The organism is Flavobacterium sp., assembly GCF_046155325.1.
In the GTDB taxonomy this organism is placed as follows: Bacteria; Bacteroidota; Bacteroidia; order Flavobacteriales; family Flavobacteriaceae; genus Flavobacterium.
In genome coordinates this window covers 1-26,910 of record NZ_JBJXDQ010000078.1, presented here as the reverse complement: position 1 = coordinate 26,910, position 26,910 = coordinate 1, and the positions used below count along the sequence as shown (strand labels likewise).

Annotated in this window: 22 protein-coding genes, 1 tRNA gene and 1 pseudogene; 18 read left to right on the top strand and 6 right to left on the bottom strand. The window is 33.1% G+C overall.

Annotation, left to right across the window (positions count from 1 at the left end; all coding sequences use genetic code 11):
- The first annotated feature begins 37 nt into the window (after window positions 1–37).
- Window positions 38–955, top strand: coding sequence for a GYDIA family GHMP kinase (locus ACKVOD_RS05380; RefSeq protein ID WP_409208446.1), 918 nt, complete (start codon window positions 38–40; stop codon window positions 953–955).
- Window positions 956–1,008: 53 nt separating this feature from the next.
- Here the strand turns inward: ACKVOD_RS05380 and ACKVOD_RS05375 are convergent, their stop codons facing one another.
- The 5 genes from ACKVOD_RS05375 to ACKVOD_RS05355 all read right to left on the bottom strand — a co-directional run bounded on the left by ACKVOD_RS05375 (window position 1,009) and on the right by ACKVOD_RS05355 (window position 7,254).
- The gene (locus ACKVOD_RS05375) at window positions 1,009–3,102 is read right to left on the bottom strand and encodes a peptidylprolyl isomerase (RefSeq protein WP_409208445.1); all 2,094 of its coding nucleotides are present in this window, start codon (window positions 3,100–3,102) and stop codon (window positions 1,009–1,011) included.
- A gap of 107 nt (window positions 3,103–3,209) precedes the next feature.
- On the bottom strand, window positions 3,210–4,469 hold the full coding sequence (locus tag ACKVOD_RS05370; protein WP_409208444.1) for a hemolysin family protein: 1,260 nt from the start codon (window positions 4,467–4,469) through the stop codon (window positions 3,210–3,212).
- A 209-nt stretch (window positions 4,470–4,678) separates the two neighbouring features.
- The gene (gene lptC / locus ACKVOD_RS05365; protein ID WP_409208443.1) at window positions 4,679–5,233 is read right to left on the bottom strand and encodes an LPS export ABC transporter periplasmic protein LptC; all 555 of its coding nucleotides are present in this window, start codon (window positions 5,231–5,233) and stop codon (window positions 4,679–4,681) included.
- A gap of 43 nt (window positions 5,234–5,276) precedes the next feature.
- On the bottom strand, window positions 5,277–6,527 hold the full coding sequence (locus ACKVOD_RS05360) for a hypothetical protein (RefSeq protein ID WP_409208442.1): 1,251 nt from the start codon (window positions 6,525–6,527) through the stop codon (window positions 5,277–5,279).
- Window positions 6,520–7,254, bottom strand: a complete 735-nt coding sequence (locus tag ACKVOD_RS05355; protein WP_409208441.1) for a type III pantothenate kinase — start codon at window positions 7,252–7,254, stop codon at window positions 6,520–6,522. The genes ACKVOD_RS05360 and ACKVOD_RS05355 overlap by 8 nt, the downstream gene beginning before the upstream one ends.
- A 98-nt stretch (window positions 7,255–7,352) precedes the next feature.
- Here ACKVOD_RS05355 and ACKVOD_RS05350 point away from each other — a divergent pair.
- The 10 genes from ACKVOD_RS05350 (at window position 7,353) to ACKVOD_RS05305 (ending at window position 18,562) form a co-directional block, all read left to right on the top strand.
- Window positions 7,353–7,425 (top strand) — tRNA-Phe (locus ACKVOD_RS05350).
- A gap of 47 nt (window positions 7,426–7,472) precedes the next feature.
- Window positions 7,473–7,760, top strand: coding sequence for a GIY-YIG nuclease family protein (locus tag ACKVOD_RS05345; RefSeq protein ID WP_409208440.1), 288 nt, complete (start codon window positions 7,473–7,475; stop codon window positions 7,758–7,760).
- Window positions 7,761–8,028: 268 nt separating this feature from the next.
- Entirely contained in the window at window positions 8,029–8,589 is a 561-nt protein-coding gene (locus ACKVOD_RS05340; protein WP_409208439.1) for an acetate uptake transporter, read from the top strand.
- A 90-nt stretch (window positions 8,590–8,679) separates the two neighbouring features.
- Window positions 8,680–10,587 (top strand): acetate--CoA ligase, encoded by a 1,908-nt coding sequence (acs, locus tag ACKVOD_RS05335; protein WP_409208438.1) that lies wholly within the window; start codon window positions 8,680–8,682, stop codon window positions 10,585–10,587.
- A 23-nt stretch (window positions 10,588–10,610) separates the two neighbouring features.
- A complete protein-coding gene (gene pgmB / locus ACKVOD_RS05330; RefSeq protein WP_409208437.1) occupies window positions 10,611–11,264 on the top strand; it encodes a beta-phosphoglucomutase in 654 nt (217 codons plus the stop codon).
- A 71-nt stretch (window positions 11,265–11,335) separates the two neighbouring features.
- The gene (locus ACKVOD_RS05325) at window positions 11,336–13,627 is read left to right on the top strand and encodes a glycoside hydrolase family 65 protein (RefSeq protein ID WP_409208436.1); all 2,292 of its coding nucleotides are present in this window, start codon (window positions 11,336–11,338) and stop codon (window positions 13,625–13,627) included.
- Between the two features lie 148 nt (window positions 13,628–13,775).
- Window positions 13,776–15,626 carry a glycoside hydrolase family 13 protein gene (locus ACKVOD_RS05320; protein WP_409208435.1) on the top strand — a complete coding sequence of 617 codons (1,851 nt, stop codon included), beginning with the start codon at window positions 13,776–13,778 and terminating at the stop codon, window positions 15,624–15,626.
- Window positions 15,623–16,318 (top strand): glycerophosphodiester phosphodiesterase, encoded by a 696-nt coding sequence (locus ACKVOD_RS05315; protein WP_409208434.1) that lies wholly within the window; start codon window positions 15,623–15,625, stop codon window positions 16,316–16,318. Before ACKVOD_RS05320 ends, ACKVOD_RS05315 begins: the two co-directional genes overlap by 4 nt.
- Before the next feature lie 70 nt (window positions 16,319–16,388).
- The gene (locus ACKVOD_RS05310; protein ID WP_409208433.1) at window positions 16,389–17,597 is read left to right on the top strand and encodes an NAD(P)/FAD-dependent oxidoreductase; all 1,209 of its coding nucleotides are present in this window, start codon (window positions 16,389–16,391) and stop codon (window positions 17,595–17,597) included.
- Between the two features lie 224 nt (window positions 17,598–17,821).
- Window positions 17,822–18,562, top strand: coding sequence for a hypothetical protein (locus tag ACKVOD_RS05305; RefSeq protein WP_409208432.1), 741 nt, complete (start codon window positions 17,822–17,824; stop codon window positions 18,560–18,562).
- Window positions 18,563–18,615: 53 nt separating this feature from the next.
- On the opposite strand, the gene ACKVOD_RS05300 is transcribed toward ACKVOD_RS05305, so the two are convergent.
- A complete protein-coding gene (locus ACKVOD_RS05300; protein WP_409208431.1) occupies window positions 18,616–19,095 on the bottom strand; it encodes a TspO/MBR family protein in 480 nt (159 codons plus the stop codon).
- Between the two features lie 101 nt (window positions 19,096–19,196).
- Here ACKVOD_RS05300 and ACKVOD_RS05295 point away from each other — a divergent pair, with 101 nt between their 5' ends.
- The 7 genes and pseudogenes from ACKVOD_RS05295 to ACKVOD_RS05265 all read left to right on the top strand — a co-directional run.
- Window positions 19,197–20,366, top strand: a complete 1,170-nt coding sequence (locus tag ACKVOD_RS05295) for a diphosphomevalonate/mevalonate 3,5-bisphosphate decarboxylase family protein (RefSeq protein WP_409208430.1) — start codon at window positions 19,197–19,199, stop codon at window positions 20,364–20,366.
- Between the two features lie 42 nt (window positions 20,367–20,408).
- Window positions 20,409–20,739 (top strand): annotated as a pseudogene (locus tag ACKVOD_RS05290) (four helix bundle protein).
- A gap of 36 nt (window positions 20,740–20,775) precedes the next feature.
- Window positions 20,776–21,714, top strand: coding sequence for a mevalonate kinase (locus ACKVOD_RS05285; protein ID WP_409208429.1), 939 nt, complete (start codon window positions 20,776–20,778; stop codon window positions 21,712–21,714).
- A gap of 1 nt (window position 21,715) precedes the next feature.
- Entirely contained in the window at window positions 21,716–22,630 is a 915-nt protein-coding gene (locus tag ACKVOD_RS05280) for a geranylgeranylglycerol-phosphate geranylgeranyltransferase (protein ID WP_409208428.1), read from the top strand.
- 127 nt (window positions 22,631–22,757) lie between these two features.
- Window positions 22,758–23,585 (top strand): formate dehydrogenase accessory sulfurtransferase FdhD, encoded by an 828-nt coding sequence (gene fdhD, locus ACKVOD_RS05275; RefSeq protein WP_409208427.1) that lies wholly within the window; start codon window positions 22,758–22,760, stop codon window positions 23,583–23,585.
- Window positions 23,578–25,872, top strand: coding sequence for an FdhF/YdeP family oxidoreductase (locus tag ACKVOD_RS05270; RefSeq protein WP_409208426.1), 2,295 nt, complete (start codon window positions 23,578–23,580; stop codon window positions 25,870–25,872). The genes fdhD and ACKVOD_RS05270 overlap by 8 nt, the downstream gene beginning before the upstream one ends.
- Window positions 25,873–25,988: 116 nt before the next feature.
- Window positions 25,989–26,910, top strand: a 922-nt coding sequence (locus ACKVOD_RS05265) for a pseudouridine synthase (protein ID WP_409208425.1), incomplete at its 3' end; no start/stop codon positions are given.

Here is a 26,910-nt window from a genome sequence, read left to right as displayed (position 1 = left end):
AAAACCTTTGTGACTTTGTGCCTTCGTGGCAAATACTATGAAAAAAGAATTTTATAGCAACGGAAAACTATTAATCACAGGGGAATATCTAGTTCTTGATGGGGCAAAAGCTTTTGCGTTACCAACCAAATTTGGACAAAACTTAATTGTTGAAGAAAAAAGCAAACCAGAGATTCATTGGAAAAGCTATGATTCTGACGGTAGTATTTGGTTTGAAGACACTTTCACTTTTGAAAATATAACTATTAATGACAATACTGAAAAAAAATCTTCCATAAGAAATACTTTAATTTGCATTTTACATGAAGCTTTCAAATTGAATCAAGAGTTTATTGATGGTAGTATAGGTTATAGCATTTCTACAACGCTTACTTTTCCAAGAAATTGGGGACTGGGCACCTCATCTACTTTAATAAATAATATTGCCCAGTGGCTAGAAATTGATGCTTTTATTTTACTGAAAAATAGTTTTGGAGGCAGTGGTTATGATATCGCTTGCGCACAAAATAACTACCCTATTTTGTATCATTTAGTCAATGAAAAACCTATTATTGAAAAAATAAATTTTAACCCAACATTCTCTGATAACCTATATTTTGTATACCTTGATGAAAAACAAAATAGTAAAGAGTCGATACTATCCTATTACAATAATAAAAATAGAGAATTGACCGAATCCATAATTAAAAACAATAGCATTACACAAAAAGTTTTACATTCTACAACACTTAGTGAATTTGCTTTGGCATTAGAGGAACATGAAGCCGAATTAAGTTTAATTCTAGAAATACAAACCATTAAAGAATCAAGGTTTCCTGATTTTGAGGGTGTAATAAAAAGTTTAGGCGCTTGGGGTGGTGATTTTGTATTGGCCATTTCAAAAGAAAACCCAAAAGAATATTTTATAAAAAAAGGTTTTAAAACAATAATTCCTTATAAAGATATGATTTTATAAAAACAGAAAATCCCGATAAATCGGGATTTTCTGTTTTTATAATGTTTTTAATTTTAATAATTAAATTGGCTTCTGTTATCTACAATTTTAGCTTCTGCTTTAAGTGCGGGAATAACTCTATTTGTATCTCCTGCACTTTGAGATTTTAATTTAGCTACATAAGGAGCAAAATCTTTCAATGCTGGAGCTCTAACAACACCATTGTTTTTAATTACATAAACTCCTGAATTACCTTCGATTGGCACCGAAATTTTGTTGGCGGTTAGTGCAAAAGCATTTCCAACAACTTTAGGTTCTTGACCTGTAGCTAAATATGGGTTTTCCATAGTTATTGCTGTTGCTTGTTGAATTGCACTTCCTGAACTTTTTGCAATAGCTTCTAATGAACTACCAGACATTTTAGCTTTTAACAATTCTGCTTTTTTCTTGTTTTTAATACTATTTTCTACAGAGGGTCTAGCGGCTTCTGCAGTCATTAATCCTTCTTCGTTTATCTTTTTAACTTTTGCAATCACGTGGCCTAAATTTGCCACTTCAAATCGTTTTACATCCCCTGATTTTGTTCCTTTTTCAAAGGCCCATCTTACAATATTTCTTTGGTTACCCAATGCACCAAAAGACTCATCCATAACCTTTGATGTTACAGCTGGTGATAGAGTAAGTTTCATTTCTTTTGCTAATTTTTCAAAATCTTTATCATTAGCGTCCATTTCAAATTTAGTGGCTTGAGTAAATATTTTATCCGATGTAGCTTCTGAAGGCTCAATTTTTTGAGCGATAGTAGCTAAACTAACGCCATCTTGTTTATCTGCAATTTGGATAACATGAAAACCAAAATCAGTTTCTACTAAACCTATTTTTCCAACAGGATTATTAAAAACAAAATCATTAAACGGTTTCACCATTTGATTAGGTCCAAAATATCCTAAATCACCACCTTGTTGAGACGAAGAATCATCAGAAGAGGTGTAAGCTAACATGAAAAAACTACCTGGATTTGCTGTCAATTGGGCTAAAATGGATTCAGCTTTAGCTTTAGCTTGTTCTTTAGTTCTTTTTTCTTTTTTATTTGGAACTTGTGTTCCTTCATAACTAATTAATATGTGTGCTGCTTTTGCATTTACTCCAGATTTTCTACCTAAAGATTTAGATATACAATAGTTTTTACCATTCATATAAGGTCCAAATATTGCTCCAGGTGCTAAGTTATATAATTGTTCAGCTACAGCAGCAGGTAAATCTTTTTTGGCTACATAAGTAGAATCATAAGGAACATCCGAATTTGAATTTACAAAATCAACAACATTTACTGCATTTTTAAATCCAGATAAAGTATCGTTTTTTGCAGTTGTTTGATTATAAACAATACTTCCTGATAATAAACTATTTACTTTATTTTTGATATCGTTTTCATCAGCAACCGATGCTTTTTCTTCAATCAATACATATTCTATTTCACGTGTTTCATCTGATTTGTATTTTTTTTCATTTTTTGAAATAAATTCAACAATCTCAGTATCAGTAACTTTTACTTGAGTATCTTTTATTGAAGAGTACAAACCAGCAACATAAGCAAAATTAACTTTGTTGGCTTCCATTTCATACTTCAATTTGCCCTCAGCATCAGTAGTATAATTACTTGCTCTTACTAAAGAAGAATATATTTGATATTTGGCGTTAATTTCAGCTTCTTTTTCTCTTGCTTTCAATCCTTCGGCTTGATCTGGGTTTGATTTGAAAAATTCTTTAAATTTTGCTTCATCAAATTCACCTTTGGCATTCAAAAAAGTTGGGTTTTTTCCAATATTTTGATCTGCTTTTAGAACTTCCATAATGTGTTTTGTTCCTACACTCAAACCTAATTTATCAAATTCAGAAGATAACAATGCAATTGAAACTTCTTGATTCCAAACGGTATTGGCTGCAGCTGTAGAGGTCATCCCTTGTTGGCTTTTTTCAACATTACTCACTTTAACTCTAAATTCTTCAAATGGAATATCTTTTCCATTAATACTACCTACGTCATTGGAACTTTTTCCAAAGTTTCCTTTATTAAAAAGATCCCCAGCTATAAATGCAAATAAAGCTAATGCAATGACTAATATCATTAAAGCGGAACGTTGTCTAATTTTTTGTAAAACTGCCATTTTTATTGTTATTTATTTTAATTCAGTTTGCGAAAATACAATTATCTAATTAATAATTATAATTGAAGCGTTTTATTTTACAAGATTTTTTTAAATCTTAAAAAAAATCATTGTTTTATTGTCAATTTCACCAACTCTATTTTTTTATTTGTTGCTTCTTCAATTCTAAAACAATAATTATCAATCGTAATTTCAGCGCCTTTTTGTGGGATTTCTTTGGTTGCATCTACAATAAAACCACCAAGAGTCCCATAGGAATCGCTTTCGGGTATACTAAATTTATAAGTTTGGTTCAAATACTCAACATCAAAGCGTGCAGAAAAAATATAGGTGCTATTTCCAAGTTCTTTTTCAATCAATTCCTCGTCCAAATCATGTTCATCTTCAATTTCACCAAAAAGTTCTTCGATTATGTCTTCCATAGTAATGATTCCCGAAGTCCCACCGTATTCATCAAGAACAACTGCAACACTTTTCTTTTTCTTGGTCAGTAAATTCATTACATCATTTATGAACATAGTTTCAGGAACATATTCAATAGTAATGACAACTGATTTTATTGACTTGGGTTTTTTGAATAAATCAAACGAATGTACATACCCTATAATATCATCCAATGAATTTTGATACACTAGAATTTTAGAATAGCTCATTTCAATAAATAACTGTTTAAGATCTAATACCGAATCATACAAATCTATAGCCACCAACTCCGTTCTAGGAGTCATAACATCTCTTGCTTTTACTCTTGAAAAATCTAAGGCGTTTTGAAAAATCTGAATTTCTGAATCAATTTTTTCATGATCCTCAACCGTACTCATTTGTTCAGTAATATAATTTCCAAGTTCTGCTTTACTAAAATATAAGGGTACTTGATCACTTTCTGTTTTGAAAAAATACTTTAATATAAAATCAGAAATACCAATAAAAAAAGAAGAAAGGAAGTAAAACAACTGATAAAAAAGATAAGCAGGAACTGCAAATAATTTCATGAAAGTATTGGCATAAATTTGAAAAAATACTTTTGGTAAAAATTCTGAGGTAATCAAAACTATGGCTGTAGAAATAATAGTTTGAATCAGTAAATCGAATAATTTAGAAAAATTGAAGCCTGCAATTTCAAACCAACCCATCAACATTTCACCCATAAAAAATCCGTAAATCACTAAAGCTATATTGTTACCAATAAGCATAGCGGTAATGAATTTAGAAGGTTTTTCGGTGAGTTTAGTGAGAATAGCCGCCAGAAAATTATTTTGCTTTTTTTCTATTTCAAGGTAAATTTTATTCGAAGAAATAAAGGCTATTTCCATTCCTGAAAAAAAAGCACATAGTATTAAACACAATATAATAATACTAATTTCCATGCATTAGGATTTGTTATTTCTATCTTCAAATTTCTTAGCAAATTTTCGTCTAAAAAGGAACATACATATAGAAAGGACTGCTATTCCTATAAAAAGTATCTGTTGATCGTTATCCTCATCCCAAATTTCAATTGCTTTAAACACAAAGAAAAGAGCAGCTACTAGATATACGTACTGGGTATATTTTAGATAATTCATAATTTATGTTTTTATTCGTTGGAGTCTATTTCGCCAACAATTTTTTGTGAATTAACAATCTTAAAATCTTTACTAAAATCGATTCCTTGACCATTTGAAACTCCTTTTTGATCTGTAAATTTAAATCTTTTTTCGGTAAAAAACCATTCGTTTTTTTGATCGTAATATAATTGCTGTGTTTCTAACATTTGTCCACTCTCCGAAGTTATTTTTACATTTCCTTGCAAATCTATAATTTTGGTCAATTTATAGGAAACAGCGTAATCTGATTTTATAAATGTCTTTTTTGCTTTCTTGTCAAACAAAGTTAGATTTATTCCTTTGGGAAATTCTGTAAATATAAAATTTACATTATTGTAATCAAGCATTTTTGGACTTTCTAAAATGGCATTAATTTGACCCGAATCAGTATATTTTAGATTTAAAAAATCTGCTTCGCCACTGGGTACAAATTCAGAAAAATTAATTTTTTGAACTTCCTTAAAATTACTTTCACATGAAAAAAAGAAAAGCACAATACTTATTGTGGCAATAATGTTAAAAATATTTATTTTTGATAAGGCCATAGTTTATGCTTGCTAAACCTCAGTATAATTTCGGAGTATTATACTAGTTGAATTTTCTTTTTTCGAACCATTTGTCATTCAAAGATAGACCTATGCCAACATTAGCATAATTTTCTTGAATCAAGTTTGATTTTGTTGTTCCTTTTTTTCCTAATTCAAATCCAATATTTATGTTAGAAAAAGTACCTCTTAATGGCAAACCTAATCCTAATGTAAATCCAATATCATTTATCGATTCTGAATCAATCACTAATCCTGTTTTTTCATATTTTAATCCCCCTCTGTATACAATTTTCTTTGCATAACTGGAAAAAGATTGGTAGTTCGGGATGAAAAATCCACCAATAACATATTTTGAATATTGTCCAAAAGAGACTTTACCATCAGTATTGTAAGAATTATACAAATTAGCTTTGTTTTGCTGCGTAATTTCAGCTCCTAATAGCCATTTTTTATTTTCTCCTATTCCAGCACCAAAAGATAATTTAGAAGGATATTTTAAATCGACATTTTCATTTATAGTATCTATTTCATCTACAATTACCAAATTAAAAAAAGTATCATAATTTACAGTTGCTATATTGATATTGTTTTTAGATTTCAAACTGTTTTCTGGAGTGAAACTAACGCTTGAATATACATTTATTTTCTTATTTATTTTAGCTTGATACATAGCACCAAAATTAAAATTCACTCCCGACAAATCTGAGGTATTTAATTGTCTAGTTCCTACTGGAACATCAGTTATAAATTCTAGGCTACTGGTTTCAATATTTCCAAAATTATAATGTACATCAGCTCCTATACTTATGTTGGGTGCTATTTTATATCCAAATCCTAAGTAAACCTTGTTTACACCGCCTGTACCGTCTAAAAGTCTATTGTTTTGTGAACCATCCGGAAAAAGTGTTTTTATCTTATACCCTACCGAAGAATATGGAATTAATCCAAAACTCATCCCTAATTTTCCAATTGGTAAGCCAACGGCCATATAATCTAAAGTAGCTCTAGTAGTTTTTGCAGTTTGACTATCGGTTTTCAATTTTGTAGTAATTGCGCTTCCACCAATAGAAAAAGTAGTCAATTTTAAATCTGAATAGCTTGCAGGGTTTTGTAAATTAATATGAATACTATCAGACATTATCGACAAACCTCCCATTGAACGGTTCTCTTGCGAACCCTTAAATCGGACTTCTCCAATACCATAAAATGAATATGGAGATGCAGTTCCTTCTTGACCAAAGCTAATTAAAGAGAAAAACAAACAAGCTATTATTACAATTTTTTTAATCATTTTTAATTTTATATTGATATGTTTGGTTCAAACTTTCCAAAAGGAAATTAGAATTGGCAAATATGGTATTTTTTAATTGGTTAGCCAAAAAATCTGTATCACCGCCCGTTAAAATTATTATAAAGTTTGGATAGATTGCCTTGTATTGCTCTATAAAACCATCAATTTCAAAGACTAATCCGTTTACAACTCCTGAATGAATAGACTCATTTGTTGACTTTCCAATAAAAGAATCTGGATTTTCTGGGGCTAATAAAGGGAGTTTTGCAGTAAAATCGTGAAATGTTTTATACCTCAATCCCAATCCTGGACTAATAGCCCCCCCTAAGTAATTATTATTAGAATCAATAAAATCATAAGTTACACAAGTTCCCGCATCAATTACCAATCGGTTTTGATTTGGATAAAGCAAGGTAGCGCCTGCGGCGAGCACCATTCTATCTACACCTAAAGTTAATGGTGTTTCATAATTGTTTACAAAAGGAAAGCTATATGTTGGAGAAACAAAATGAATATTTAAACTTCTTTGAAATTTATTGAAATTTTGTTTATCAATATCTGAAACACTAGAAATGATAATATCTGATATTTCAACATAAATATTTAGGATCTTTTGAATGGTAGTTTGGAGTTCGAATTTACTAAAAACAAATACCTCCAAAAGGGTATCTTTCTCAAATACAGCTCCTTTAATTCTGGTATTGCCAACATCAACAGCTAAAATCATAAATTGCAATTAAGAGTACAAAGGTACGAATTGATTTTTTTTAATATTTGTTTTGGATAAACTAAAAATCATTCTATATTTGCACCCGCAATAACAATGGTACCTTAGCTCAGATGGTAGAGCAATGGACTGAAAATCCATGTGTCCCTGGTTCGATCCCTGGAGGTACCACAAAACCCACTCATAACGAGTGGGTTTTTTGTTTTTTAAATCTTTTTATGGCAGCCCATTTTCTTTATATCTTATATTCAAAGTCTAACACAAAATATTATGTGGGAGAAACTCATAATATGGAAGAAAGAATTTTGAAACACAACCAACATTTGTATTCAAATTCCTTTACAAAAATTGCAAATGATTGGGAGTTAGTTCTAGCTTATGAATGTGTTGATAGAGCTGACGCTTTGTATATTGAAAAATTTATTAAGAGAATGAAAAGCAAAATCTTTATTGAAAAAATAGTAACAACCCCTCAAATTATTACAGATATATTATCTAAAAAATAATTAATCCATGTGTTCCTGGTTCTCCCGAAGCATCGGGACTGGAGGTACCACAAAACCCACTCATAACGAGTGGGTTTTTTGTTTTTACCCAATATTATATCCTAAAAATCTTAAATTATAGTTTATTTTTATAATCGGGATTAATAAATAAATGAAACAAAAAAATATTCAAAAAATCAAGTAGGTTTGGTATATTTGTGAAATCTACTTATAAAAATAAGTTTCTTTACCTTAACTAACCAACACTAACCTTTATTTTTTAACTTTTATGGAACAAATTATCAAAGACACAACAGCAAATCCAGCACCATTAGGGCTTTTTGGATTCGGAATGACCACTATTTTATTAAACATTCATAATGCAGGGTTTTTTGAACTCAACGCAATGATTATGGGAATGGGAATCTTTTTTGGTGGGATTCAGCAAGTGATTGCTGGAATTATGGAATGGAAAAAAGGAAATGGTTTTGCTATGGCTGCTTTTACTTCTTACGGTTTCTTTTGGTTATCACTAGTAGCGCTGTGGTTGCTCCCGCTAATGGGTGTTGCAAAACCTGATGGCCCTTCGATGGGATTTTATCTCGGAATGTGGGGTTTATTTACTCTTGCGTTTTTTATAGGAACACTTAATGGGAATACTATCGGAAAACTTATTTTTGGTTCTTTAGTTATTCTTTTTGCATTATTGTCGGCGGCTAGTTTTACGGGTAGCGAGGAAATTCATACCATCGCGGGTTACGAAGGAATTCTATGTGGTTCGTTTGCTTTTTATGAAGCCGCTGCATTGGTAATTAATCAAAAATTAGGGAGGGAAATTTTACCATTATAATAAATAAAAAATTTAAAAGTCTACTGAAATAGGATCACTGTCATTTGTCCCTTTTAGTCAAAAAAAATTCTTAAATAAGGAAAAAATAATATGAGCTATTATAAAATTGAAAATTTAGAACAATACTTTAAACATTACAATAAATCAATTCGAGAACCGAGAAAATTTTGGGGCAAGATTGCTTCTGAAAACTTTACTTGGTATCAAGAGTGTGAAAAAGTAATGGAATTTGACATGGGCGAAGCTAGTATAAAATGGTTTGTAGACGCCAAAGTAAATATTGTTAAAAACTGTATCGACAGACACTTAGCCAAAAGAGGCGATAAAACAGCCATCATTTTTGAACCCAACGATCCAAAAGAAGAAGCACAGCACATTACCTATAACGAATTACACGCAAGGGTTTCAAAAATGGCCAATGTATTGCGAGAACAAGGAATTAAAAAAGGGGATAGAGTTTGTATTTATCTTCCAATGATTCCAGAATTAGCAGTTTCTGTTTTAGCTTGTGCCAGAATTGGGGCTATACATTCGGTTGTTTTTGCCGGTTTTTCGGCCACAGCGGTGGCGGCAAGAATCAATGACAGTGATTGCAAAATGGTAATCACAGCAGACGGAGGATATAGAGGCGAAAAAACAATTGATTTAAAAGGAATTATTGATGATGCTTTAACAAATTGTCCTTGCGTCAATAAAGTTTTAGTAGCCAAAAGAACAAATTCATCAATTGACATGAAACAAGGTCGAGATCAGTGGTTACAACCCTTGCTAGAGGAAGCCTCTGACAACAATGTTGCAGAAATTATGGATGCCGAAGATCCTTTGTTTATTCTTTATACTTCGGGCTCAACAGGCAAGCCAAAAGGAATGGTTCACACCACAGCGGGTTATATGGTTTATTCAGCCTACACCTTTAAGAATGTTTTCAACTATGAAGAAAATGATGTTTTTTGGTGTACTGCTGATATTGGTTGGATAACTGGGCACTCTTATATTTTGTATGGCCCTTTATTAAATGGTGCTACAACAGTTATATTTGAAGGAGTTCCGTCTTACCCAGATTTTAGTCGTTTTTGGCAAACTATCGAAAAGCACAAAATAACCCAATTCTATACTGCGCCAACAGCCATTCGTGCATTAGCAAAAGAAAATGTAAAATATGTTCAGAAATATCAGTTGAAGTCCTTAAAGGTTATTGGATCAGTTGGCGAACCCATAAACGAAGAAGCTTGGCACTGGTACAATGACCACGTTGGTGGAAAAAGATGCCCACTTGTAGATACTTGGTGGCAAACGGAAACTGGTGGAATTATGATTTCGCCTTTAGCATTCGTAACACCTACAAAACCAACCTATGCTTCTTTACCTTTACCGGGAGTTCAGCCCGTTTTGATGGATGAAAAGCGTAATGAAATCGAAGGAAATCAAGTAACTGGGAGTTTGTGTATTAAATTTCCTTGGCCCGGAATTGCTAGAACCATTTGGGGAGATCATCAACGCTATAAAGAAACTTATTTTAGTGCTTTTCCTGGAAAATATTTCACGGGAGATGGTGCTTTGCGAGACGAAGTAGGATATTACCGAATTACAGGTCGTGTTGATGATGTAGTAATCGTTTCAGGACACAATCTTGGAACAGCGCCAATTGAAGATGCTATCAACGAACACCCAGCCGTTGCAGAAAGTGCCATTGTAGGATTCCCACACGATATCAAAGGAAATGCTTTGTATGGTTTTGTAATTCTAAAAGAATCTGGAGAATCTCGTGACAGAGACAACTTAGCTAAAGAAATTAATCAACATGTAGCTGGCCACATAGGACCAATTGCCAAATTAGATAAAATACAATTTGTTTCTGGTTTGCCAAAAACCCGTTCGGGTAAAATCATGCGTCGCATTCTTCGTAAAATTGCAGAAGGTGATTATTCAAATTTTGGCGATATTACCACTTTATTGAATCCTGAAATTGTTGAAGAAATTAAAAACGGCAAATTATAAATTATCAGAATTTTTTAAATTTAATGACTTCAAAAGCATTTATTTTTGACCTAGATGGCGTTATTGTCGATACCGCAAAATACCATTATTTCGCTTGGCGAAAAATTGCTGACCAATTAGGTATTGATTTCACTCACGAACACAACGAATTATTAAAAGGAGTCAGTAGAGTTCGATCTTTAGACATTATCCTTGAATTAGGAAAAGTTGATGCTTCGCAAGAAGATAAAAACAAATGGCTCATTCAAAAAAATGAAGATTATTTGTCTTATTTAGTTGATATGGATGCTAGTGAAATTTTGCCTGGCGTTTTGCCAATATTAAAATTTTTAAAAGAACAAAATCAATTAATTGCATTAGGATCAGCGAGTAAAAATGCAAGACCCATTCTTGAAAAAACAGGAACACTAACTTTTTTTGATGCTATTGTAGACGGAAATGATGTTACGAATGCTAAACCAGATCCCGAAGTTTTCTTGATTGCAGCTCAATTATTGAACGTAAAACCAGAAAACGCTATTGTTTTTGAAGATTCGGTTGCGGGGATTCAAGCTGCCAATATTGGTAGAATGACTAGCGTTGGGATTGGAAGTAAATCAACGTTGCACGAAGCTAAATATATTTTCCAAGATTTCACGCAGATAAATACCAGCTTTATTGAAGATTTGATAAGATGATTTTGTTTTGAGTTTGAAGTTTCAGATGCAACACCATTAAACTTTTAAACTTTAAACTTTAAACTAAAAAAATGAATCAAGATTATATTCAACCTGACAATTGGTCCATCATCGAAGAAGGATTTGACAAAGAACGTGTAAAATCATCTGAAAGTCTTTTTAGTATTGGTAACGGTGCTATGGGACAACGCGCTAATTTTGAGGAAAATTATTCTGGCGAAACCTTTCAAGGAAGTTATATTGCAGGTATTTATTATCCCGATAAAACTAAAGTGGGTTGGTGGAAAAATGGTTATCCAAAATATTTTGCGAAAGTGCTAAACGCTCCCAACTGGATCGGAATTGAAATCGAAATCAATGGAGAAAATCTTGACCTCAATAACTGCAAAGTGATAAAAAACTTCCGTCGTGAATTGAATATGAAAGAGGGATGGTATCACCGTTCTTTTGAAGCAACTTTGCAAAATGATACCGAAATATCCGTGAACATCCGTCGTTTTCTTTCTTTAGATTTAGATGAAGTGGGGCTTATTAATTACGAAATTACTCCTCTAAACAAAGATGCCCGAATCAAATACAAACCCTATATCGATGCGGGTGTTACCAATGAGGATGCCAATTGGGATGAAAAATTCTGGGAGCACTTAGAAACAAAACATCACGAAAATCAAGCTTTTGTTACAGCTCAAACGTTCAAAACACATTTCAAGGCAACTACTTTTATGCACAACAGTATTTTGTCGAATGAAAAAAAACTAAATATTTATTCCGAAATTATTTCGGCAACAGATGAAAAGATTCAGTTTAGTTATACCGTTGAAGTTGCTCAAGGCGTAAAATCTTCTATTCAAAAAATAGGGGGTTATACTGTTTCATTAAATCATGAAAATACCCTTATTGGTGCAGAAAATGCAATAAAATTAGCATTAAAAAAAAGCTATGCACAATTACTTCAAGATCAAATAGAATCTTGGTCAAAAATTTGGGAAATGTCCGATATTACCATTGACGGTGATGTGAAGGCACAACAAGGTATTCGATTCAACATTTTCCAATTAAACCAAACTTATTTGGGTAAAGACTCTCGTTTGAATATTGGCCCAAAAGGATTCACCGGCGAAAAATATGGTGGATCTACCTATTGGGACACCGAAGCCTACTGTATTCCGTTTTATATGGCGACTAAAGACCAGCAAGTAGCTCGGAATTTATTGATCTATCGCTACAATCAATTGGACAAAGCAATAGAAAATGCCGAGAAAAATCTAGGTTTTAAAAACGGAGCTGCTTTGTACCCGATGGTTACCATGAATGGCGAAGAATGTCACAACGAATGGGAAATTACCCACGAAGAAATTCATAGAAACGGAGCTATTGCATTTGCCATTTTTAACTACTACCGTTATACTGGAGATTATAGTTATATACCTGAAAAAGGATTGGAAGTTTTGATTGGAATTGCTCGTTTTTGGCATCAAAGAGCTAATTTTTCAAAAGACAAAAACCAATTTGTGATTCTGGGAGTTACGGGTCCAAACGAATATGAAAATAACGTAAACAATAATTTCTATACAAATTATATTGCAAAATGGTGTATTGATTATGCGTATGAGCAAATTCAAAAAGTGTCGCTAGAATATCCTTTAGACCATAAAAGAATTATAGAAAAAGTAAAATTATCGGATGCTGAATTAAACGATTGGAAAAAAGTATCTGGAAATATGTATTTTCCAAAATCAGATGAATTAGGTATTTATTTGCAACAAGATGGTTTTTTGGACAAAGATTTAGTTTTGGTCAAAGATTTGGATATAAGCCAAAGACCCATTAACCAAAAATGGTCTTGGGATAGAATATTGCGTTCGCCTTACATCAAACAAGCCGATGTTTTACAAGGATTCTATTTCTTTGAAGATCATTTTTCGACCGAAGAATTGAAACGCAATTTCGAATTTTACGAAGCTTTTACCGTTCATGAAAGCTCTCTTTCGCCTTGCGTTCATTCGATTCAAGCAGCCAAGTTAGATAAGATGGATATGGCGTATGCTTTCTATTTAAGAACTTCACGATTAGACTTGGACGACTACAATAAAGAAGTAGAGGAAGGTTGTCACATCACCTCTATGGCGGGAACTTGGATGAGTATTGTGGAAGGTTTTGGCGGTATGCGAGTCAAAAATGATACACTTCACTTTTCTCCTAAAATTCCAAAAGAATGGACAGGCTATTCTTTTAAAATAAATTTTAGAAACCAAATTTTGAAAGTCGCTGTAACCCATAACGAAACCCAATTTGCACTCGAAGGTTCAACAGAAATAACCATTTTTGTAAATGAAAAAGCTGTTTTGGTGAAACCTAATTAGCACCTTGAAAATCTAAACCATATAAGGCATATAAGTTGATCCAAGAAAAACTTAAATGCCTTATATGGTTAAATAAAAATGTTGAAATAAATTTTGTTGTATGTAAAATGAAAAAGATACTTTTACTTATTATTTTACAAATTCTTCCATGTTTGCACAAATCGAAAAAATAGACCCCCCGTTTTGGTATGCTGGAATGCAGAATCCCGAATTACAAATCATGTTCTATGGTAAAGATATTGCCCAATATCAGCTTTCGGTTTCTAATTTAGTTTCGATAACAAATGTTCTAAGAACAGAAAATCCAAATTACCTTTTTGTGACCATAAACACGAAAAATATTTCAGCTTGTGAAATTCTCTTTACTTTCAAAAAAAATAAAAGCGCTTTCGCCAAAAAATATACTTTAAAAGAAAGAAAAGAAAATTCTAGGCAACGCAAAAGTTTTGATTCCTCGGATGTAATGTATTTATTGATGCCAGACCGATTTGCAAATGGCAGCCCTAATAACAAAAATGACGCTTCAACTACAGAAAAATACAATCGCCATTTGCCCGAAGGAAGGCATGGTGGAAATATTGAAGGCATCATAAAAAACCTAGATTATTTAGTTTTATTGGGAATAACTACAGTTTGGATTACACCGCTTTGTGAAGATAACGACGCTAGTTTTTCCTATCATGGTTATGCGCAATCAGATGTGTACAAAATAGATCCTCGTTTTGGCACTAATGAAGATTATCTTCGATTAGCCTCTGAAATACATAAAAGAGATTTGAAATTAGTCTTTGATTATGTCACCAATCACTGGGGATTAGAACATTGGATAATCAAAGATTTACCTACTCCCAATTGGATAAACCAATTTGAAAATTACACCCAAACCAATCACAAAAGGTCGACAATTCACGATACTAATGCTTCTAAAATAGATACCCAAACCTGCCTCACTGGCTGGTTCGTGCCTACAATGCCCGATTTAAATCTTCGAAATCCACTAACCTTAAAATATCTAATCCAAAATGCCATTTGGTGGATTGAATATGCCGATTTAGATGGCGTAAGAGTGGATACTTTTAATTATTCTGATCCTCAAGCAATGGCAAAATGGTGTAAATCAATCACCGATGAATATCCTAATTTTAATATCGTGGGCGAAATTACCATGCTCAATCAAGCCCATCTTTCCTATTGGCAAAAAGACAGCGTAATTAGTCAAATAAAAAAGTATAATTCTTATTTACCTAGTGTTATGGATTTTCCTTTATCAGACGCATTATTGAGTGTCTTTAATGATGATGATGACAGTTGGGGAAGAGGAATAATTAAAGTTTATGAAAATTTTACCAATGATTTTTTATACCCAGATGTATCTAATTTATTAATTTTTGCCGAAAACCACGACACAAAGCGCCTAAATCAAGTATACGCTAATAACATTCGAAAATATAAAATGGCGATGGCTATTTTGGCAACGGTTCGAGGTATTCCGCAATTATATTATGGTTCCGAGATTGGCATGGCAGGCGATCAAAATATAGGTGATGCCCATATCCGTCAAGATTTTCCCGGAGGTTGGGAAGAAGATTCAAATAATGCTTTTACAAAAGAAGGAAGAACCGAAATTCAAAACGAATATTTTGATTTTACTTCAAAACTATTGCAATGGAGAAAAAATAAATCGGTGATTCATTCTGGAAAAATGACCCATTATATTCCGGAATACAATGTTTATATTTATTTTAGATATAACGACAATGAAAGTGTTATGATGTTGCTCAATGACAGTAACCAAACCCAAAATATAAATACAAAACGTTTCAACGAGAACCTGGGTGATTTTAAATCTGGGAAAGATGTGATTACAGAAAAAATTATAGATGTCACAGGCGAAATTACTATGGAACCCAAATCGGTACTTATTTTAGAATTAGAAAATAAGCAGCATAGTAACCCCAAAAACAAAAGTGATTCGAAAATTACGATTCAAAAAAAATGAAAAAGATCCTGAATATAGGACATCGTGGTGCTAAAGGATTTGAGCCTGAAAACACTTTAATTTCTTTCGAAAGAGCTCTTGAAATGGGTGTAGACGGAATTGAACTTGATGTGCACATGAGCTGTGATGGAGCAATAATAGTTATTCATGATGAAACTATCGACAGAACTACCAACGGAAAAGGATTTGTAAATGCATTATCTTTGCAAGAATTAAAAAGGTTTCGCACTGAAAAACAGCAACAAATCCCAACGCTTATCGAAGTTTTTGACATTGTAAATCGCCAGTGTTTAATCAATATTGAGTTGAAAGGGAATGGAACAGCAAAACCCATACTAGAATTAATTGAATATTATGTGTTAGACAAAAACTGGAATTATAGTGATTTCCTAATTTCAAGTTTCGATTGGAATGCATTGCGAGACGTTCGCTTATTAGATGCAAAAATTCCAATAGGTGTTTTAACCCAAACCGATTTAGAGTTAGCCATTGCTTTCTCAAAATTCATAAAAGCAGAAACCATACACCCCTATTTTCATTTGTTAACCAAAGAAAATACAAGGCAAATGCAAGAAGAAAATCTAAAAGTATTTGCATGGACAGTAAATGAAATTGAAGATATTCAAAAAATAAAAACATTCGATATAAACGGAATTATTTCCGATTTTCCGGATAGGATTTTAAACCATTAATCAATGAATATTTTTCAAGACTTGCAGATGAATAAGCTTAATAAATCTTAACTCACTTAATGGTTTAAAAATGAATCAAAATTTCGACATAATTATTGTTGGCGGTGGTGCAGCGGGATTTTTCGCCGCAATAAATATTGTAGAGAAAAATCCAAAGCTGAAAGTCGCTATTCTCGAGAGAGGCAAAGAAGTTTTGTCTAAAGTTCGGATTTCTGGTGGCGGAAGATGCAATGTAACCCACGCCTGTTTTGAACCCAATGAACTAGTGAAATTTTATCCTCGTGGCGAAAAAGAATTGCGTGGTCCTTTTCATCAGTTTTGTTCAGGTGATACCATTGAATGGTTCGATAATCATGGAGTGGAGTTAAAAATAGAAGCTGACGGACGAATGTTTCCCGTATCTAATTCCTCCCAAACTATTATTGATTGTTTTATTCAAGCAACTCAAAAACTTGGGATTTCAGTATTGACTGGTCAAAGTGTTCAATCCATTTTCAAAAAAGAGGCTTTTTGGAAAATTGAAACACAATCAGAAACCTACATTGTCGAGAAATTAATTATGGCAACAGGCAGCAATCCAAAAATCTGGGAAATGCTACACACTTTTGGTCACGCTATTATTTCGCCCGTTCCGTCCTTATTCACATTCAATATTAAAGACGCTCGAATAAAAGAATTGCCAGGTGTTACAGCGCAAGTTTCTGTGAAAGTTAAAGACACAAAACTCGAAACTTCGGGCCCATTATTAATAACACATTGGGGTATGAGTGGTCCCGCTATTTTGAAACTCTCCGCTTGGGGAGCACGGATTTTGCACGACAAAAACTACCAATTTACCATTTTTGTGAATTGGCTGAACGATTTAGATGCCGAAAATGTCGAAAAAACGCTCAAAGAATTAAAATTAGAACACGCAAAAAAAGCCGTTTCCAAGAAGTCGCCATTTGATTTAACCAACCGTTTATGGGAAAGTTTGGTGCTTGCATCGGGCATTGAATCGGAAACAAAATGGGCCGATTTATCGAAAATCCAACTTCAAAATTTAACCCATCAGTTAACAAATGGCACGTTTCAAGTCAATGGAAAAAGCACCTTCAAAGAAGAATTTGTAACCGCAGGCGGAATCGATTTGAAAGAAATTAATTTCAAAACAATGGAAAGCAAATTGCACGAAAACCTTTATTTTGCTGGAGAAATTGTAAATATCGATGCCGTAACTGGTGGTTATAATTTCCAAAATGCGTGGACTAGCGGATTCATTGTCGCCAATTCAATTTAGATTTTTATCTATTTTAATTAGGAGCGAATTGTCCCCGCATTTCAGGAATTGCAATTCCCGCTTTCGCCTTTATCTCTCCACTTCGTTACGAGGATATCGGCTTCATCGGGACTAAAGGAATATTCATTTTTGTGTTTTAAATTAAGAGAAGTTTATCCTTTGATTAACAAGAAATTAGTAGTCAAATCAACCATTTAACTTTTTGCTTTAGATATTTTTACAAAATGAAATTATCTCAAATCAAATTTGTAATTTTCTTTCTATTTTTAATTGTACATATCAGTTTCTCACAATCAGAAACTGTTTACAAAGGTAAAATTCTATGCAATAATTTTCCAATTCAAAAAATAGAAATAATCAACTTAAATTCAGAAAAAAGTACCTTTTCAAATAGTGCTGGCGAATTTTCCATTGTTGCAAAATCGGAAGATATAGTAGTTTTTGCATCAATACTATACGATTACAAAAAAATTTCTGTTCAACCTGAAAACCTTAATAATCATATTCAAATCATATCATTAATAAAAAAACCCGAAGAACTTAAAGAAGTAATCATAACAAAAATAAAGTGGCAACATATTGGCTCAGATAAAAACGCATCCAACCAAATTGCCTTAGACAAGATGCAATCCCAAATAAAAAACCCATTTATTTATGATGGCAGTATTACAAATGGTCTTGATTTTATAAAAATCGGAGGATTGATAATCGATTTATTTAAAAAAGACAAAACTGAAATCAAAAATAAAATTCCTGAAATTCAATTTTATGAATTAGCAAAAAACAAAAATTACCAAGAATATTACAGTAAAAGTTTAAATTTAAAACCAGACGAAATAGAACTATTTCTACAATTTTGTGGTGCCGATCCAAAATCTAAAATTGTAGCTCAAAAGAATAATTCATTGGTAATGATGGATTTTTTATTTGCAAAAAACCTTGAATTCAAAAAATTAAAACCTTAAATATTATTTTAGGTACGAACTCAACTGATTACTAAAAAACTGAAAACTGAACACTAACCTCGATTCAACCACCAAATACTCCCATTCAAAACCATAGCAAAACTTACCCAAAGTAAATACGGAATGAACAAATAGCCTGCAATTTTATTGATTTTGCTAAATTGGATATAAGTTTCAAAAATCATCAACCACAAAATGATGATTTCTATTCCTGCCAACATGGGGTTTTTTAATCCAAAAAATAAAAAAGACCACAAAGCATTCAAAGCTAATTGAACAGCAAATACTACCAAAGCTTTTTTTACGAGTTCTTTTTCGCTTTCTATACGATTCCAAACCAGCCCTGCCGCAACTCCCATCATAACATACAACATGCTCCAAACGGGGGCGAAGATCCAATTGGGCGGATTAAAACTCGGTTTTACCAAAGTGGGATACCAAGTTGTAATTGCTGAACGCGTGACCATTCCTGAAAAATAGCCAATCGCTAAACAAGTCACTACGACAACTAGAATTCGAGTAATTTTGTTCATCTTTATTTTTTTTCAAAATTAGTAAAACTTTGAACCAATTCAACAAATAAACAAATCAAGGTTTACACCAAAAAAAGTATCTTTGCATAAATTTTTAATTGATGACCTCAGCAAACGATTTTATACCTTCCAGCTATTCGCATTCTTTAGAAAAAGGAAGTTTCTCTTGGAGCGCGCCCAGTAATATTGCTTTAGTAAAATATTGGGGGAAAAAAGAAGGTGATGCACAGCAAATTCCAGCCAATCCTTCGGTCAGTTTTACTTTGAATCATTGCAAAACGATTACAACTTTGAGTTTTGCTAAAAAACACTTCGATACTTCGGCTTCGCTCAGCGCAGGCAAGCTCAGTGTGACGGATTCGGAGTTCTCTTTTGATTTGCTTTTTGAAGGCAAACCTAAAGAAGATTTTAAACCTAAAATTCAGAAATTTTTCGAAAGAATTGCTGTCTATTTGCCTTTTTTGAAAGACTATCATTTTACTATTGATACCCAGAATACTTTTCCGCACAGTTCCGGCATTGCTTCATCGGCTTCTGGAATGGCGGCACTGGCGATGAACTTGATGAGTTTAGAAAAAACATTAAACCCAGATATGACAGAGGAGTACTTCTATCAAAAAGCTTCTTTTCTGGCTCGTTTAGGTTCTGGAAGTGCTTGCCGAAGTGTAAAAGGCGAAGTAGTCGTTTGGGGGCACGAGCGAGAGCGAACTGGCGAAGCAAATCACACAAAAAAAATAGGAAGCTCCGATTTATTTGGAGTGGAATTTTCGAATACCATTCACAACAATTTCAAGAATTTTCAAGATACTATTTTGTTAGTTGACAAAGGCGAAAAACAAGTTTCGAGTTCCGTAGGCCATGATTTGATGCACAACCACCCTTTTGCCGAAAGGCGGTTTATTCAAGCACACGAAAATCTGAACAACCTTATTTCTATTTTCGAAAGCGGTCATTTAGATGAATTCATCACTATTGTCGAAAGCGAAGCATTAACCCTGCATTCCATGATGATGACTTCGATTCCGTATTTTATTTTGATGAAGCCTAATACTTTGGAGATTATTAATAAAATTTGGAAGTTCCGAAATGAGACTAAAATACCTGTGTGTTTTACCCTTGATGCCGGTGCCAATGTTCATGTTTTATACCCTGAAAGTGTAAAAGAAAAAGTATTACAATTTATTAAGGACGAATTAGTTGGCTATTGTCAAAATGGTCAGTACATTTGTGATGAAATTGGAAATGGGAGTCAATTGATAATTGATAATTGATAATTGATAATGGAAAATTAAAGAATGTAGAAACGAAACGTTATCAAAGAAAAATCATTTTTATTTGCAATTGAAATCGTTGGTCTTTATAAAGTTTTAGCCGAAAGAAAAGAGTTTGTTTTATCAAAACAAGTTTTACGTTCGGACATCAATTGGAGCAAATGTCAGAGAATCAGAACATGCGCAAAGTAAAGCTGATTTTATACATAAATTATCGATTTCACTAAAAGAAGCTAACGAAACAGAATATTGGTTAGATTTATTGTATGAAACGAAATATATAAATCAAATTGAATTTGAAAATATAAAACCTAAAATAATAGAATTATTAAAATTGTTAACTAGCATTATTAATACTTCTAAATCAAAATAATTATTAATTATCCATTGTTAATTATCAATTAAAAAAATGAAAGGACCTTTATTTTACTCAAAAATATTACTCTTTGGAGAATACGGAATCATCCAAGATTCTAAAGGTTTGTCTATTCCTTATAATTTTTATAATGGTGCGTTAAAAAAAGACGCCAATCCTTCGGTCGAAGCTATAAAATCTAACGAAAATTTAAACCGTTTTGTCTCCTATTTAGAAACTTTACATAGTGAACAACCTGAGTTAGTGACTTTCGATTTAGCCACCTTAAAAAATGACGTTGCTACCGGAATGTATTTTGATTCAAGTATTCCTCAAGGATATGGTGTAGGTAGTAGTGGCGCACTAGTAGCTGCTATTTATGATAAATATGCTCAACATAAGATTACAGTTTTAGAAAATTTGACTCGTGAAAAATTATTAAAACTAAAAACAATTTTTGGTCAAATGGAGTCTTTTTTCCATGGAAAAAGTTCGGGATTAGACCCTTTAAATAGTTATTTAAGCATTCCGATTTTAATCAATTCGAAAGATAATATTGAAGCAACTGGAATTCCAACTCAAAGTATCGAAGGAAATGGAGCCGTATTTTTATTAGATTCTGGAATAATTGGTGAAACGGCTCCTATGGTTACCATTTTTATGGATAAACTAAAAGATCAAGGTTTTAGACAGATGCTTAAATCACAATTCATCAAGCATACCGATGCTTGTGTCGAAAACTTTCTTGGTGGCGATATGAAATCCTTATTTGAAAACACTAAAAAATTGTCAAAAGTAGTTTTGAATCATTTTAAACCTATGATTCCAGAACAATTTCATAGCCTATGGCAACACGGAATTGACACTAACGATTATTATCTAAAATTATGTGGTTCAGGTGGTGGTGGTTATATTTTAGGTTTTACCCAAGACCTAGAAAAAGCTAAAATTGCGCTTAAAGATTATAAACTAGAAGTAGTTTATCAATTTTAAAATGTTAAGTAAACAACACAAACTTTTTATAATGAAAATTATAAGTTTGTTCTCTGTTGTTAGAGGTTACAATATCTTTATCATTGTTCTCGCTCAATATCTTTCGGCTATCTTTATACTCGCCCCCGAAAAAAATTCCCTTACGATTCTTTTAGATTTCAAATTATTTATAATTGTTTTAGCTTCGTCACTGACTATTGCTTCAGGTTATATTATCAACAATTTTTACGATAGTAAAAAAGACTTTATCAATCGTCCCAACAAATCAATGCTCGACCGGTTGGTGAGTCAAAAAACCAAACTAAATGTCTATTTTACATTAAATTTTATTGTAGCCTTTCTTGCCGTTTTTGTGTCCTGGCGAGCCTGCTTGTTTTTTTCGGTATACATATTTTTAATTTGGTATTATTCGCATCGCATCAAAAAATATCCAATAATAGGAAACCTAACGGCAGCAGTATTAGCAGTATTGCCTTTTTTTGCCATTTTATTATATTACAAAAATCTGTATGAAGTGATTTTTGGTCATGCCACCTTCTTGTTTTTATTACTTCTGATTCGAGAGATGATTAAGGATTTAGAAAACATTAAAGGGGATTTATTAAATGATTACAAAACAATCCCTATTGTTTATGGTGAAGTTATTTCTAAAAAAATAATAACGGTATTGACAATTTCGACCCTTATTCCTGTATACGTTTTAATCGAAATTTTCGATGTGGGTTATATGGACATCTATTTTTATAGCTGTCTTATTATTTTAATTTTTTTCTTACTTAAACTTTGGAAATCTAACTCCAAAACCGATTATCTATTACTTCATAATATCTTAAAATTTCTTATACTGGCTGGTGTTTTCTGCATCATATTCATAAAACCAATTGTTTTGTGGCGAGGGATAAAATTATTATTTTAGCTTTGAATTTCTCGCTTTCAAAATAAAACAACCCCCCAATTCTATCTGCTGCATAAAAATTAAGTTTTAAATAATTCATCTGTTTCTTCAATTCATTTTTTTACTTTTACTGTAAAACCAAACTGAAATGAAAACCATCCGATACGAGGGGATTAAAAAAAATGCTGATACTACGACATTAATCAATGATTATTTAGTGGTTGAAGCTCCTTTGGAAATCAACATCAACAACAACACATTTACAGTAGTGATGCGAACTCCAGGAAATGATGAAGCTTTGGTTAGAGGGCTACTCTACTCCGAAGATATATATCGAGAAAGTGAAAATCTCATTCTAGAAGAAATCGAAAATAAAAACAATGGTTTTACTAAAATTAATATAATTATACCTAAAGAAAAACTAGGTAAGGGCTATCTAAATAAACGTTCCTTATTATCTGTATCCTCTTGTGGCATTTGCGGAAAACAAAGTTTATCCGATTTTGATACTCCAAAAATTAAGTTCGAAAATCAACCCAAAATTAATCTAGATCGCTTACCCGAAATGTTTTCGATGATGAAAACCTATCAACATACATTTAGCCTAACAGGAGGTTCACATGCCGCAATTTTATTTACAAAAGGATATGAATTTCTAACGCTTCAAGAAGATATTGGAAGGCATAACGCTGTTGACAAATGTATTGGAGAATTATTAAATACTAACAATTTAAATACTGCCGCTTTTATGCTGGTTAGTGGTCGGGTTTCTTATGAAATAATCACGAAAGCTTTTCTAGCGAAAATTAGTGTTATTGTTGCCGTTTCGGCTTGTTCATCACTAGCTGTTGATTATGCCAAAGAATTTGGCATTTGCTTAATTGGGTTTTCGAGAGACGAGAAAGCCACTATCTATTCAAACCCTTCGGGAGTTACTATAGGGAATAACCAAAAAATAATGAATTCCCATGACTAAAAAAACTATAGCCCAACCTCCTGAAAAATTTACTGGAATTAAAGAAACTGAAATCCCAAAATCAGCAGTTGGATTTAAAGCAGTTCTATCGGCTTTAACTCATATTAAAGAAGAAGTCGGCATCATAAAAGGCATCGGATTATTAGCTAAACTTAACCAAAAAGAGGGCTTTGATTGCCCGGGTTGTGCCTGGCCCGATCCTGATGAAAAAAGAGCGTTTTTAGCCGAATACTGTGAAAATGGTGCAAAAGCAGTAGCCGAAGAAGCTACTAAAAACAGAGTGTCTCCCCTCTTTTTTGCCACTCACAGTATAACCGAATTAGGTCATTTATCTGATTTTGAATTAGGCAAAAAAGGACGACTAACCCACCCAATGTATTTGCGCGAAGGAGCTAAACATTATGAAGAAATTCAGTGGGAAGATGCCTTTAACCTTATTGGAAAAACCTTAAATAATTTAAATTCACCTGATGAAGCTGTTTTTTATACTTCGGGGAGAACTAGTAACGAAGCTGCTTATTTGTATCAATTATTTGTACGGCAGTTTGGCACCAATAATTTGCCCGACTGCTCCAATATGTGCCACGAATCTAGCGGGTCAGCCTTAACCGAAACTTTAGGGATAGGAAAAGGCTCAGTAACTTTGGACGATTTCAAACATGCCGATTTAGTAATAGTCATAGGACAAAATCCAGGCACTAATCATCCCAGAATGTTGACGGCACTGGGAGAAACTAAAAAAAATGGCGGTAAAATTATTAGCATCAATCCACTACCCGAAGTGGGATTGAAAAATTTTATTGATCCACAAAACCCTTTAAAATGGTTAGGTTCAGGTGTGGATTTATCCGATTTATTTTTACAGGTAAAAATCAATGGTGATGTAGCCTTGTTGAAAGTCATTTTGATGCTATTGAATAAAAAAGAAAAGGAAAATCCAGGTTCTGTTTTTGACCATGAATTTATTGAACAAAAAACACAAGGTTTTGATGCTTTTATTGCCGATTTAGAAAAACAAAATCTTCAAAATTTGATTATGCAGACTGGACTTGACCAATCCGAAATTGAGAAAGCTGCCGAAATGATTGCCAACCCTAAAAAAATTATTGTTTGCTGGGCAATGGGTTTAACTCAACATAAAAACGCAGTAGATAATATTCGCGAAATTGTGAATTTACTATTGTTGAAAGGAAGTATTGGCAAACAAGGAGCGGGAACTTGCCCTGTACGTGGGCATTCCAATGTTCAAGGCGATAGAACCATGGGTATATGGGAAAAACCCTCAAAACAATTTCTTAATGCATTAGATTCTCATTTTGAATTTAAATCTCCTCGCAAACATGGTTTAGATGTTATTGATTCTATCGAAGCCATGCACGCCAAAAAAGCAAGTTTCTTTCTCGGAATGGGAGGAAATTTTATTTCTGCTACACCCGATACCGAATTCACTGCAACAGCATTAAGAAACTGTGATTTAACAGTTCATATTTCAACGAAAATTAATCGAAGCCACCTCATTCATGGTAAAGAAGCCTTGATTTTGCCCTGTTTAGGAAGAACCGAAAAAGACATCCAAGTTAGTGGAGAACAATTTGTGAGTGTCGAAAACTCGATGGGAGTTGTCTCAAAATCGGTGGGGCATTTAGACCCTTTATCTGACTACTTGAAAAGTGAGACAGCCATCGTAGCCGGAATTGCCAATGCTACTTTATTAGAATCTAAAGTAAACTGGACTGCAATGTCAGACAATTATGATATGATTCGAGATGCTATTGAGGCTACAATTCCAGGTTTTGACAATTTTAATAAACGAGTTCGCATTGATGGTGGTTTTTATTTACCAAATAATGCTCGTGAGAATGATTTTAGCAGAACCTACACTACTAAAGCTAATTTTACTATCAACGAAACTTCGGATATTGTATTAGAAAAAAATCAATTTTTGATGATGACTATTCGTACTCACGACCAATACAACACAACTATTTATGGTCTTAACGATAGGTATCGAGGGGTTTTAAATGAAAGAAGGGTGATTTTTATGAATCCTCAAGATATGGAAATGTCAGGTTTACAAAAGCATGATACTGTTGATTTGGTTAGTCATTTTGAAGGGCAAGAACGTCACGCAAAACAATTTATAGTCATACCCTATAGCATTCCTCGTCAATGTACTGCGACTTATTTTCCCGAAACCAATGTTTTGGTTCCGTTACAAAGCAAAGCAAGAATTAGTAATACGCCTACTTCAAAAACGGTAGTGATTAGTGTTCATAAAAGGAAATAAATGAAGGTTAATGTTGAGGAATCCTAATGCATTGACAAGCATAATATTAGGTTTTAAGATAGTTAATTATTGATTCGCATGAATATATAGTATCTTTGCAAAAATTATGAATTATTATGAATAACAAAGAAGGCGGTAATAAAGGCGGAAGTTCTAGAGCTAACAGTTCCAGACCAAGTTCTAATAAGCCAACCCGAGGCGGAGCAGAACGGAGCAAACCTGCAATGGCTAAAAGAGCGCAAGGGCCTAAAAAAATAAAAATAGCCAATAAAACGGCTCCTGTTGCAACTGACAAAGTAGAAAAAAAACCAAATCAAGCGCCTAAAAGACCAAAAGTGGCTGACGAAATTCGTCTGAATAAATATATTGCCAATTCTGGGGCTTGTTCACGTCGTGATGCCGATATTTACATTCAATCCGGAACCGTAAAAGTGAATGGGATTCCCGTTACCGAAATGGGTTATATGGTAAAACCTGGTGATACGGTCAATTTTGATGGCGCTACATTAACTCCTGAAAAAAAGGTGTATATCCTTTTGAACAAACCCAAAAACTTTACCACTGCCATGGACGAAGGTCAGGAATACCGCAATGTATTAGAATTGGTTAAAGGTTCAACCACTGCAAAAATTGGTGCTGTAGGAAGAATGGACAAGAACACAACCGGATTATTGTTATTTACCAACGATACGGATATGATTCGTAAGTTTACTTTACCGACTAACAAATCATCAAAAATTTACCAAGTTTCTTTGGATAAAAACTTAAAATTCGAGGATTTAGAAAAAATAAGCAAAGGATTAGTTCTTGACGGACACCGTGTTTTTGTTGAAGAAGTAAGCTATATCGAAGGAGAAGCAAAAAGCGAGATTGGTCTAAAATTAAGATCTGCCAATGTTAAGGTGGTTCGTTCTATTTTCGAAAACTTCAGTTATGATGTATTACGCATTGACCGGGTGGCTTTTGCAGGTTTGACCAAAAAGAATTTGCCTCGTGGCAACTGGAGATTACTTACGGAACAAGAAATTATCAATTTGA